This window comes from Herpetosiphon sp. (assembly GCF_003512625.1).
Taxonomy (GTDB): Bacteria; Chloroflexota; Chloroflexia; order Chloroflexales; family Herpetosiphonaceae; genus Herpetosiphon; species Herpetosiphon aurantiacus.
On the sequence record NZ_DOPT01000010.1, the window covers coordinates 83180 to 96893 of the forward strand.

Annotated in this window: 5 protein-coding genes; all 5 read right to left on the minus strand. The window is 49.2% G+C overall.

Annotated features, from left to right (window positions below; all coding sequences use genetic code 11):
- Positions 1–47: 47 nt before the first annotated feature.
- From DEF47_RS01980 to DEF47_RS02000, 5 genes are read right to left on the minus strand one after another with little or no spacing between them, the layout of a single operon-like run.
- Positions 48–1877, minus strand: coding sequence for a hypothetical protein (locus DEF47_RS01980; protein ID WP_012189540.1), 1830 nt, complete (start codon positions 1875–1877; stop codon positions 48–50).
- Positions 1878–1879: 2 nt separating this feature from the next.
- Entirely contained in the window at positions 1880–6241 is a 4362-nt protein-coding gene (locus DEF47_RS01985) for a DUF6603 domain-containing protein (protein WP_012189539.1), read from the minus strand.
- A 27-nt stretch (positions 6242–6268) separates the two neighbouring features.
- Positions 6269–7444, minus strand: a complete 1176-nt coding sequence (locus tag DEF47_RS01990; RefSeq protein WP_012189538.1) for a ComEC/Rec2 family competence protein — start codon at positions 7442–7444, stop codon at positions 6269–6271.
- Positions 7445–7461: 17 nt separating this feature from the next.
- Positions 7462–10059, minus strand: a complete 2598-nt coding sequence (locus DEF47_RS01995; protein WP_012189537.1) for a LamG-like jellyroll fold domain-containing protein — start codon at positions 10057–10059, stop codon at positions 7462–7464.
- A gap of 21 nt (positions 10060–10080) precedes the next feature.
- Positions 10081–13698, minus strand: coding sequence for a hypothetical protein (locus DEF47_RS02000; protein WP_012189536.1), 3618 nt, complete (start codon positions 13696–13698; stop codon positions 10081–10083).
- Between the last annotated feature and the right edge of the window lie 16 nt (positions 13699–13714).

Consider the following 13714-nt stretch of genomic DNA (forward strand, 5'->3'; position numbering starts at 1 on the left):
GTCACGATCATCTGTTAGATCGTGACCAGTCCAGCGATGATTACCTGCTAGCGACGTTCAAACGTTACCCGCGCCACGCCTTCAATCATCTGCAGTGCAAAGCTGCCACTATGAACTGGTTGATTGAGGGTTTGGCTCATCTGGCTGGCAAGCTGGGCAACATCCAGAATTTGGCGCTGTTGATCATGCCATGCTAATGGCCGAATCTCACTGCCATTGCGCAACGTTTTGTGCCAACCATTGCTATCGCGATCAAGCCCAAAGTGGATAGTTTGCGCATGTTGATGGATACTGAGGCTCGCTAACTCATCAGCAAACAGCAACAGCAGCATATTTTCACCAAGTCGAATTGTGTCTTCGTTTAAGTGCTCCAAGCGGCTGCCAGCGCTCGATTTGGCTTCAATTTCTAGCGCTGACCAGCCAGCAATTACACTCGAACGAATCGCAAAACCAGAAATACTGGTAGGTAAATTCAGCTGCTGCACAATTTGCAAACGTAAATAGCCATCGTTCCCATGGTCGATATTAGCCCGACCAATACTCAAAGCCCCATCAATTAATGCTGCCAGCCAAGCCCGATCGAGGCTAAAAAAGCGAATGCTTTCGAGTGGCAATAAGCGCTCATCAGGAAACAATGAGCTAAATGGCACACCTTCGAGCAAACTCAGTCGCCGCACAAAATTCATAATCGCTGGCGGAATTGGCTCGCTTAACGAACGCGCTCGAACCTGACGACCAAAGCTAGGCAGATGATCGTAGCGGGTGTTACGCGCTTGTAAGCGGGAAACACTTTGGCTCGCTTGTTGGCTTTTCCAAGCATACAAGGCTTGGCTAAATTGCTGGTTTTGTAAGCCGAGCAATCGCCCCAACTCCCACGCCGCCGCATATGAAACATCAAACACGCCTACCCGTTGATCAAACCGCAACAAGCTATCGGCACTGACCGCATGGGGATAATTGGCAGCAGCCACCTGCAGGGATGCACGCAACGGGCCATGATACCAGGCAACCGTTTGTTCGCCATTGCGCAAATGATGCGGTAACAACACCGCACCCTGAGCCAAAAATGCATCAGCATGAGGGTTGTTGATGCTGGGCAAGCCAATCGTTGCCACATCCAAATGGGTCAGCAATTCTTCAATCCGCTGACCTTCAGCCACACAAGCAAACTGCCAACTATACAAGCTCACCAAACGAACCATCGTTTCAGCACTTGCCCCAGCAGCCATAAACCCTGTTTGATCATAGCGTTGCTCAAGCGACACCAAATGGACAGTGCTCATCCGATCGGCTTGGGGAATTCGGTTGGCCCAAACCACCGCCTGTTCATTTACGTCAACTCGCCGCACATGGGTCAGCAACGGTAAATCAGCAAGCGTTGGCAACAAGGGTTGCAAAGTAGCCCAAGGTAGATCAATCACCGTTACCAAATCCGCAGCCGTTTCGTTCGATTCGCTGGTCGGCAGCTGATACAGCACTGTCGGATCAGCTAAATCTGCCCGTTTCAACACCTTGGGAGTCGGTTTTTCGTCCTCATTGAAGACTAAAAGCGCCAACCAAGGCAACTGGCCACTAGCCTGCGCCGTGCGTTCCCATGGCAAGGTCGAGCGGGTCAGCATAATGTGTGGCAAAGTTGTCGAATGATCACCCGTACTGCCAACTGGCGGAAAAACCGCGCCAATCAGCGTTTCGGGCAAGCTCCAACGCTCGCCACTAATCAACATTTCGCCAGTCGTCCGATAGTCCGTTTGGCGAATTGGCTCAGCTCCAGCAGGCAATTGGCCAGTTGAGCTCAGGGTTTGGGTAACCGTCAGGCTATATTTCCCAAGCGGTAAGGCTGGCAAATGATGCTCAGCAAAAATCAAATCGTTGCTCATCGCTAACTCCCTATTGTCCAGCTTCCAAGCTGCGGTACATCAGCCAAACCATCAAGATATTCGTGATTGATCCTGCAGATTGCGGTTTGCCCCAATGCTTGCAACAATTGGCTGCGGGCCGTCTGCACCTCGGCGCTAGCAAGGTTGCTCCGCATCATCAACTCACGCTCGGTTGGCGTTTCAGCGCTAGCTGTATAGTTCACCGCTGCCTTCCAAGCGAATGTTTCAGGCTTGGCTTCGGGTACAAAGAGCAAGGTTTGCGGGTCAATTCCAGCGGTTTCACCCTCGCTATGGGTGGCAATCGGCACAATGCGCACTCCACTCAGGGTATTATCGACCAAACTAGGGCTATTTGGTTGAGGGATGAAATTATCGCCCCAAAGCGCTGCTGGAGCATTTTTGTGCAGCAACTCAAGCTGAAAATGCTGCTCAGCTGGTTGATCATGCAGGCGAATGCTGATCGTACAAACGGAATTCAAATGCCCCAACGGAAGATTCAACGGCGCAACCCCAAGCTGGGTATTACTGGTAGCCAGATTGATTGAGTTTGAGCCAAGCATCAATGTACTAATCGGAACCGCACTTGCCAGGTTTAAGCTCAATTCCTTAGGATTGATCAACCATGGTTGTTGTTCGGCCTGAGCTTGATTGCTAACGCTCAAACCACGCTCAACCGTCAAACTCAAAATTTGCTGGCTTGCTGGTAAAAACGAAGCTTGAAACTCGATCCAGTTAATTGGCTTGGGCAAGGCTGGGGCAGCGGCACCAAATTTAATCTCAAACGAGAAGATTTTGAGATCCAGTTTGGCGATACCAGAAAATTCTGGCCCCCAAATGTGCAAATCTGCGCCGATATCGACTGAAAGCCGATGCGTGCCAAGGAAATGGAGTGTGTAGGAAACCCCAATATCGACATACAAATGCACATCGTAGTGAAACGGCTTCCATGCGATCAGAAAATCGATGCCAGCCTTGAGCCATGCTTTGAGATCACCGCTTTCCCAAGTAAGTTGCAGCTCGCCGCCCGCCATCATGGCCGAGCCGTTCATGGCAAAATATAGACCGCCCTTGAGCGAGAGGGTGTCGGCAAGCTGCCAATTTAAGCCGAGTCGAGGCACTTTGGGGTAGTGGCTAGGCACGTTAAATTGGGGATGATAACCACCCAAGGTGATCACAAAATCGCCAGTGTGCTCAGCCCCAAACCAAGCCGCAATCGCAAAGCCCCCGGTTATTCGGCAATTGCGGTCGAGAATAAATGATTCCGAGGTGAGTTGACCACTAAGCTCAACATAGCCATGCAACAAATCCAGCGTTGCTTTGAGCGCCAATTGCAATGAAGCTAATGGATCAACATCCTTCATGCCTTGGGTTGGCGGAGCAGCCACCGTTGCCAAGCCCAATAAATTCACCTCAAGTTGGCTCGAACCAACCGAGATCGTCAGCAAAGCAAAGGCATCAAGCACTTTAAAGGTTGTAAAGTGCAAACCCGCTGCGAAGAACAATTGCCCAGTTGTGGGCGGCACATATTGGTGTAAGGCCAACAATTCATCGGTAATCGTCGTGCCATTGGGCCGAATGCCAAGCGCTTCGCTCACAAACGGAAACTTGAGCAAATCGCCAACTGGTGGAATATTGAGGGCGCGATTGAAACCAAAACCTGCTGCTAAACCCATCACAAAGAAGTACGGCGGGCCACCAATCGGCGTATTCAAGGCGGCATAAACAAACAGCGAAGGCCAACCTTTGTAGGTCGAATAACCGCCCATCGCCGCTAAGCCAAATGACGAAGCGCGAATAATCGCCATGCCTAAATAGTCGTCGCCATCGGCACTTGGCACCCGCAACAATGCGCCGCCAATTTCCAGCGGCGGGCGTTTAAAATCGATCCCGATGCCACGTAAGGTAAAATGAAGCTCAAATTTATCGATGCGTGAACCAACTCCTAAGCCTTGCATGCTCAAGGTCAGGCCAGCAGCACTCAGCGAGGCATCGATCAAAAACCACAGCACACTATCGCTATACTGCACCCCAATCCGCTCGAAATGCACTGGGCCTAGCGATTTTTGAATATTAAACCATTGGGCAGTATCGGTGCTACTACTCCCAGCTTGGGTTGGTGTGGTCGGCTTGGTTGGCGCAGTTTGATCTTGGCCAGCAATTGGCAAATTCAAGGCTTGGCGACTACTACCAAGTTGCAATTTAGCCGTAATATTCAAGCCCTTGGTCAAATCTTGGTCGGGCAAGCCAGTAACCGTCTCTGGCAACAAAGCATTCAAACTGACAATGGTCGTTTTGGGGATCTCCCCCGAAACCACCAACACCTGTAAATTCTCAAGCCCAACTGTCCAATCAGGCGGGAACTTCGAGCCAATCAAGGGCAAATCGGCCAAACTGATCCGTGCGCCAAGGTCAAAGCCAAACACAAAGACCTTCACATTACCCGTGTTATCGAAGAGAAATACCACATCTTTTAAATCGATTTGAATATCGGGGATGGCGCTGGGCACGTCAGCCCAAACATAGCCCAATAGCTCACGCAGATGGATGGCCGCTTGTTCAGCGCTATGGCTATAGCTGGCAATAAAGGCGTTATGGCTGGGGTCGTGATGAAAGCGCAGATCGAAAATCAAGCTGCCTAGGGTCATATGCCCGCTGAAATCAGCTTTGATGCCATTTGATTCGTGAATAATCGCCAGTTTGAGCAGCAATGCCACATGCTGGCTAGCTGAAACCGGAAAATCAATCTCACAATCAAAGGTTGTATCAAATGAGCCAGTATTCAAGCCAGCATGAATATTTTTGATAATCAAGCCAGTTAACGGTGTGGGCAAGGTGATTGCGCCAAATTTACTGGCCAAATCATCAATCAGCTGGCCAATTGGAATTGGTTGCTCATAGCCAGTGCTGCCAGTTAAAGCCCAGCCTGCTTGGCTTGATTGATACTCCCCTGTAAGGGTTACGGTTATTTCAAGTAGATCAAAGCCAACTTCAATGCCAAGATACACACCATCAGCCGTTGCATAATTCAAGCCTACTGCTAAATCGGTAAGGCGCAATTTGCCTGGCACAAGTTCCCATAAATCGCTGATTCCAGCGTGAAACGTAAATCCTTCGCTTGATACACCAAAATAGAGATCATAAATATTCAATTCAGGCAAATGCGCCGAATGACCAAGCGTCATCTCAAGCAATTTGGCCACATGCAAGGTCGTGCCTTCGCGCAAATGGGCTTGAAATTCCCAATCAGGCAAATTGGTTGAAATATCCAAAATTGCTGTATCGAGCACAACTTCGCCACTCACCGCCAAAAATGGCTTAATTTCAGAGCTAAGTGGCTCGGATAAACGGAATGCGAGCAGAATATTGCCAATCGATGCTTTGCTACCAGCTGGAAAGGTTAAAATATCCCAGGTTGTGGTTGATCGAACATCAAGCCCAATCAATGAAATTTTATGTGGATTCTGATAATCGAAATCGAAAAAGAAATCACTCAGGGTAAAATAATCTTCTACGTGCAAGCCTTGAGGAATCAGTTGCCCCAAGCTATAGCCATGGACCAAACTTGCCAATTCATCAAAGCCAGCTTGCAGCACTTGGTTCAGATCAAGCCGAAAATGCAAATTTTGAGCTAAATTACGGGCATAGACCGCCAAACCAAGATTATAGGTTTGCTGCTGCGCATGAAAAGGAATTGAGGTGGCCAAAACCAAGGCTGGAATCAACTGGCTCGGCGGCTTGAGGCTAGGCACAAGCTCACTTTTCACCCCCAACACAACTTGATTGACCTGGAACAGGCCAAGATCAGTTGGCCCAAGCACTGGGGCATCAAGCTCGATCGATTGCAAATTGGCCCCATGCTTGGCTAACTCAAACGCGCCAGTAAGCTCATGGGTTGGCTGACCAAGCAAATTGGCGATACCGCCAGCTAAATGGGTAAAATCAGCAACACCAGTTAAAGTTAATGCTGGGGTCGGGTGCGAAACCAAGCGCCATTGTGGGCGAGCCTGAAACGGCAACTCGGCCAGCCATGAGCCGTTGACCTCGGCAAACGCTAAGCCAATCGGATTGGGCAAGGCTGCCTCTGCTGCCAACTGGACATGCCACACCCCAGCAACAAGCTGGAATGTACAGGTTGTCGTCAAGCCCTTGAATGGCGTGCTCAAGCCTTGTCCAACGATCGTATAACGTTGAGCAGCAGCATCTTTGCCAATTTCTGGCACATGCTCAAGGTGAAGCTCGCCATTAGGCAAATAATCATCAGCTAATTTTGTTAATATCAGGTCATTTAATTGATTGAGAGCAAATTTAAACACCTGATTACTCAAACTTGCCTGTAACATTGCCTCTAGTTGCGCAAAATCCATAAATTACCTCCTTGAAAGAATAAGCGTTTAGAGAGGCAATGTAAAAGTATAGTAGAGCGTGCCATCAAGCATCGAGGTTTGCCAAAGATTATCGGTATAAACCTCGCGATTAAGCATCCAATTCGGGTAACTAACTCCATAATCGCCCTCAGTATCATCAAGGTAATGCCAGAAATTACTACCAACAAAGATTGTTTTATCATCCTCATCAAAATCTTCTTCATTCTTAATCGTTTGTTGCATTGTGTTGGATAATGTATTAAAGGCTGGAGCATCCGAGCGCCACGAATCTAATGCATGTTGAGGTTTGCCACCCGTCACAATATTAGTCCAACGACGCATAATTTGGCGTTTTGGAAGCCGATGATGATGTTCCAAAAACTGTACACTAATAACCGCAGCATTCGGATCAGTTTTATTAACAAAGGCTTGAGATGAAGACGTATCCGACCCATGATGTGGAACTTGAATAAGTTTTAGATTCGCAATGGCTGCATCATGGTTATCAAGCAGAAATTGCTCGGTATCAATCGTTGCGTCACCACAAATCAAGGCTTTATGGCCATCAAATTCGAGTAAGGTTACAATTGATCCCGAATTAATCGCATTACTTGGTGAGCCAGATTCATGCGGAACACTAGCAGCAATAATGCTAATACTCCAATTTTTATTACCAACAGTACTCGTACCACTAAGGATGGTTAATCGATTATTCACAATATTTTTCTTAATTGCGTCATTTTTACCATACCCTAAAACATTATTCCATGTATTTACAAACGAATTTGTTTCATTAATGACCACCTCGTTAATCAAAGGTTTGCCAAATTTCTTTTTTAACACAAAATCTTTGATCGCATAACGTTGGAGACATCTATTTCGCAACGTTTCATTTTTATAGGAATAAGGGTTACTGTAATAGATACGGTTAATTTGCACATGCGGAGATGGATCGTTAAACAAGAAGGTCCCCAACTGATTGCAATGATCGCCATCATGATGGGTGAGGATCACTGTATCAATTAAGTTAGTCACTCCGATCAAATTGCGGAGCAAGGCTCTACCACTAGTAATTAAATCATCATCAAAGCCACGATCACTGCCGCAATCGATCATCACAACTTTATCGTCGGGGCATTTAACCAAGGTGCAATCACCCTGACCCATTGCCAAAAAGTACAGATCAAATTTTTCTTGGGGCATAGTTGGCAACTCCTCAATTAAACTTTCATAATGAAGGCGAGCGCATAGAATGGCGGGCGATTTTCGTGGGCTTGGCTACCACCAACCTCACCAATCATCAGGCCGTGGCTATGGGTACCAGCATTATCGGTATTGACCCGGCCACGCCAGCGTTCATCGTTAGGGTCGGCGTTGCGGCCACCACCAAAACCCATATCGACGGTAGTATCGCCCCAATGGTGACGGCGACGTTTGGCTAAGCCATCGGCATCAGTGCCTTCAACCCAATGGCTATGGTCGCCTGCGGCATTGGTTGAACCGCCATGGGTGTGGCGCGGCATTTGATCGAGGGTTAATGCCACTACATCGCTGCCGCCAGTTGTACCTTGATTCGTACCATAAACACTGAGGTTGCCACTATCGTAATTGGCCCCAGCTCCAACAATAAAGCGGTTGCGCAAATCAGGGGTGCGCAAGCCGTTGGCTTCGCGGCCATCACAAATCGCCCAGCCTTCAGGCACTTCCATGCCCGACCACATTTGAATGGTGCCACATGGAATTGGGCTGCCATTGGAATAGGTTCCTTGATGGCTCAACGTCAGGCCAGAGCCAAGCTTCAAGGTGCGATCATCAGCATTAAAAACGGCCACCAGCACTGCCCGGCCTTCAAGATTGAAAGGCTTGGCATAATGCACAATTCGTAAACTGGTGGTACTGGGGCTGGTGCTGGGAGTATAAATCGCATATAACGCTTCCCAATCACGCAATTCGATGCCATCACTCACTGGTCGTTCGAGGTTATCGTAGCAATCGGCAGCAGGAATTGGTGCAGTTGGATATGCAATATTAAAGTGTCCAACCGGAAAGCCAGTATGCCCCATACTAATCGCCAAAAAGCGCTGCGTCCAGCGAACTTTACGGTTGCGCCAGCTAATTCGACCACCACCGCTCAGTGTCGTTTGAGCTACCAAGGTGTTGTAGCCCGCTCCGCTGATAAAGCCATTTTCGCCAAGTGCAAGCGTATTTTGAGTTTGCCCAGCGTTACTAATAGTGTTCATCGAGGTTTTGGTAATTGTCGTCGTTAAGGTGGTATCGTTGAAACCTTGCAGCTCGTGCACCACAACATACAGGGTCGTATTGCCTTGCGGGTGGGTCGTCACGATATTGTTGATCTGTAAGTCAAGCGCTGCGCCTGGAGCCAAAGCCACATCGCTGAGTGGACGACAAACCCACGTCGTTTGACCAGCTTGCTGTTGACGTTGCACATCCCAGCCCGCTACCTCAATCGTAATCGCATTAATTTGGTCGGGCGTTGCCAAGGCCCATGGCTCAGCACTGGCACTGCCATCAAACCGCACAATTAAGTGGCTCTGTGGCTCGGATTGATTAAAGTGCAATGTGCTATGGGTTGAGGTGTTACTTATTCGGGCAACTAAATGGTTGGGCTGGTTGGTGTTGAGAATTGTTGCACCGTTGCTCAAACTCAGGTGCAACGGCAAATCCAAGGCACTATCATCGGTACTAATACTAATGCGTTGCAGACGACTTCCGTTTAACAGACTTATTTCACCAACATAGCGTAAATTACTATATTGCATTTCAATTTGGGTTGAGTGGCTGCCATCTTGAGGCAAAACCGTAATCCCACTCAGTGCAAAGCGCAAGGTTTGATTGGGAGTTAACGTTTGAGCCTCGGTCGAGCGAACAAGGATATTCATGCGGCCATCGCTCATTGACTGAGTGCTAACCTGCCAAGCCGGATGATCAATTGCAATTCCAGTGTTAATTGCCAATAAATTGGGGCGAAAACTAAAACTGAAGTGTTGCTGTTGCGCTGGAGCACTGCGATCAAGCGGCGATAATTCGATGCTTTGGGCGCTGGCATTGGTCAGGGTCAAGGTCAATGGGTTTGTGCCAGGGTTGAGATTTGGCTCTTGCTGCGAATTCAGCAAATTGAAATCAAGCGGATAACTTGCCCGAAACACCATGCGAGCGACCCGATCATGGGCGGCAATATCGGCCACCGCAGCAGGATCAAGCGCCTGATTGTACATTCGCACATGCGCCAAGCATCCATCAAACAAATTATCGACTTTGCCAAGCCAATAGCTACTGGCTGGCACATAGACTTCGGCAGGGGCTGGTCGTTCGGTAAAGGCCACCCCATTGCGATAGATTGTATAGGCCGTGCCCGATTTAACCCAGGCCACATGCACCCACTCATTTGGCTGAGCAAAAAAGCCTGCTAATTCATAATGAAAGCGAGTTCCATCAGACGAGTAACTATCAAGATGCAAACCACCATCACCCATCACCCACATACTTGGTTTGCGATACAAATCTTCGGCGGCTTGCTTGCCAATAAAACCATGGTAGGCTCCATCGAAGCGGGTTGGCCGCACCCACAACGCCAGCGTAAAATCGCTGGCACTGGCAAATGGATTGGCTAACTCGACCCAACTTTGACCATCAAAACAGGCGCAACTGCCAACCTGATCATCAGGCACAACCATCACATTGCCGTGAATTGTGCCATGATTACGGTTGCCCGAAAGATCGCTGACGCTGGTGTTGTTGATGCCCATGCTATCAAGTGGTAAATAAAGAGTTAATGCTTGCGCAAATGGATTTGTCATAATTAATAATGCTCCTAAAAGCTAAATTTGCTGAGCTTGCGGTTGCAGCCGGAGCCACCCTTCGCGCAGTTGTAAGCGGCGGGCAAAGCTGGCTTGGCCATCAGGCTGATGCAAATAGGTCGTTTCAAGCAAATATTCAAGCGCTGGTAGCAATGGTTGAATAGTGGTCGGCACTTCGGCATGAGGCCGCTGATCGCGAGCCACGACTAAAGCCGTCGAAGGATCGATTGTGGTGAGCCAGCCTGCATTGTGCAGCCACTGCCAAACCTCAGCAGCTTGCTCGCCTACAAAAGCTTGCACAGTGGCAAAAGACAGTTGGCCTTGTTGACCAAGCACACGCCAAGTTTCGGCGTGGCGCTCAACCCACTGCCAGCTATAGCCTGGCACAGTTGGCTGCGGCAAGCGCACAATATCATCACTCAAAATTGGTGCAGTTAGGAAGCTCATCGCCAACGCACCCAAGGCATCTTGATATTGCTCTGCCGGAATCGAGATCGATTTCAAGGGATTGATGCCTGAAGCCACATGCACATGGCCACGTGGATCGACCAGCATGGTTACAATCAGCGCTGGATCAAGCGGCGATAATGGAATATTCAGTGGGGCTTCGCTATGGGTTTTGAGCAATTCATGGGCGCTGGTATGCACTTGCGGCAAATAGAAATTAACATCATCCGTCAACCAATAGCCAATCAAGCCATCGTTAAAGCGATGATATTCGCCTAGCCGTAAAGGCACGCGAGCATAGGCAAAACGGTCGTTATCACGCTGGCTGGTTTGTAAATCGGCTCGCAAGCTATTCCACGATTGATCTAAAGCTGGTAGACCTTGCAATTCCACATCTAAACTAGCTTGCACCAACGCTAAAGGATGGCCAATCAATAAGGCCAATTGATTATGTTGAGTGGCTTGTTCTGGGGCAATCGTCTGAGCCGCTTGCTCGATGCCATCAAGCCATGCCTGCAAAAAGTCGCTGCCTGCAGCAATCAAACGCTGGACGGTTTGGCGCAAAATTGGCTGCTCAATTGCTTCAGGGGTCGCCGGCTGGGTATTGGCGGGGGCCATCTGCCAATGGCCACGCCGATCAATCAAGCCCAGCGCCTGCCCATCAGCCGCATAAATCTCAACACTCTGGTCAAGCAGATTCGGCAAAAACCATCCACAAATTGGGCTAGTCAGCGGATGATCGTTCATCTCAAGCTGTTGATCGGCGGCAGCCAGCCAGCGCAAATTAACCCGTGAAGGCTGAACAAAGCGTGGTGGCAACCAAACCAGACTTGGGTTAGCGGGAGTTTGCATCGCTTCAGGTCGGATAACCTGGCTACAATCGAGATCATGCACCTGACCAAAATTATCGACCAAGCGCAAACGTTGCAGCCGCACAGCGCCCGTGCGAATTGGCAGAAAATCGTTCAACGGCTGGGGGGCAGCCCAATTTTCGGCGGCAACTGCTTGGGCAACTTGGGCCGTAAACGCCTGATAATCGGCAAACCCCAAAGGCTCACGAATCGGCAGCTGATAGGTTTGGCGCTGCATCAATAACGCTGCATTGAAACCACCCAAGCTTTGAGCCAAACAATGAAAATTCGGATGATTAATATGTTCAGCCGCCTGCTGATAAATTGAAAAACTACTATCAGCCAGCGCAGATTGTTGAAATGCAGCGAGCTGGCGTTGATATTGGGTTGCGGCGTGACCTGTCAGCAGCGAAAAACCACTATATAACGAGGCCGAGCGAGTTAAATGTTGGCGTTCGGGCACAATCTCTAGGTCAACTGCCTGCTCACCAAGGCTATAGTTAGCACTAAACGCCTGCTCAATCGCTTGATTATGGCCATCGATCGTATTCAGGCCATCCAGCGGAAATACTTCAACCTCCCATTCCAAGCGCAGCGGATGCCAAGGCTGGCACTCCCAGCGACTGACCACCGTTGGATCGGCGTTGATCAATTGATCAAACACTGCTTGCAAGGTTGCTGGGTTCTGCCAAAGTTCGGCCAGTTCATGCCCAAACAGAAGTTGGCACGTCAACAACCCATCGGCTCCATGGCGATCGCTGGGCTTAGCCGCTGCACCAATTAACAACACAACTGGCTCGTTTGGTTGCCAAAAACGTGGAGCCGAAGATTGCCGTAACACTAATTGTTGATTGGCAGGTAGCGGCTGATTATAGGTAGCTAAAATCTGTTGAACAGACTGAATTGCCTCAGCAACTTGATAGGCAAGCGAGCCTGCGGCTGATGATCCTCCATTGGCGAAAAGCTCGCCATCAGCATCAAAGCCAATTTGCAACTCACCAGTTGCCGCTAAGGCTTGGGTTAGTTGGCGCATGGGATAGTGCTCGATAAACGAACGTACCAAGTCGCTATCAGGAAAATTATCAATCGCACCCTCAGGCGGGTAGGCCGCCACCATATATTTGTACCAATCGGCAAACAGCTGTTCGCGACGCTGGGTTACTTCATCATTGGCCCGATCGTAGGCTGCTTGGGTACGATTAAGCTGATTGAGTGCATGGGCAAGTTCACTGGGCAAACGAACCTCGGTTTGATCTTGGGCTTGCTCGCTTGATGCACGCGGGCGCAAAAACCAGCGAATTCCACCATTTAAGGCATTAAAGCCCTTTTCATGGCGCAATTCATAAAATGCTGGTCCAATATCCAATACCCGATGATCCAACCGATCAGCCAACAAGGCCGCTTCAAGCTGATCTTCGGCAATTGATTTTTGCTCAGGGGCTAAAGTTGCAGCCAAATAGGCCGAAAGCGCTTCCGTGCCAGTTGTACCAATGGCCACACTCATCGGCATTTCCAGCGCCAGATTGGGCTGAAGCACCGAAGTAGCAATTGCCAAACGACCATAACACAAGCTTGAGTCGGGCAGATGGTCTGAATCGACGCTATATTGCCAGCGAAAATTCGTTTGAATCGCTTGCAACAAGGCTGGGGCGAAATTCAGCCCAGGCTGCGCAATCAGTTGGCGAATCGGATCGTCATTGAGATCGCTATACCAACCAAGCAGATCATAGGTTGTGCCTTCGGGAGGTAAATGTTGCCACTCGGCATCGTGAAAACCAAAGACACTAAAACTATTGGGATAAAACGAGGCAAAACTTGGCTCGCCAAACCCAAGCACGGTTAAATTTGGATAGCGCTCGCCTGCAGGAGCGTTCAGCCATTGCGCCAGTGGCAATGTGCGACCAAGAAAGCGAAATGGGCGCTCGGCTTGAGGATTAGCACTAGGAATCGCCACAGCATGGGTGTTTAATCGGGCATCAATTGGGTATAAATAATCACTTTCGATCACCCATTGAGTTAATTGCCCATCGGCCAAGCGGCGCGAAAGCAACCAACGATTGGGCACACGTGGGAATCTAATGCCATCAGCAGTTTGGCGGCCAAAACCCAAGGCATCGGGCAACGACCAGTGCAAATGCAAACCAGCGTGCAAATAAAAATTGCGATTATCGAAAGGCTGCACAACCGCATTTTCACTAATAAATGCTTGGGCTGCATTATGTTCGAGCGACCCATCGCGATATGGCAACCGCATTGGGTCAACATTTGGTTGAAGTACAAGGCGATCTGTGGGGCAGAATAACCCATCAAGCTGAATTGGAACGCACAAAAAATCGGTCACACAACAACTCCTTCCT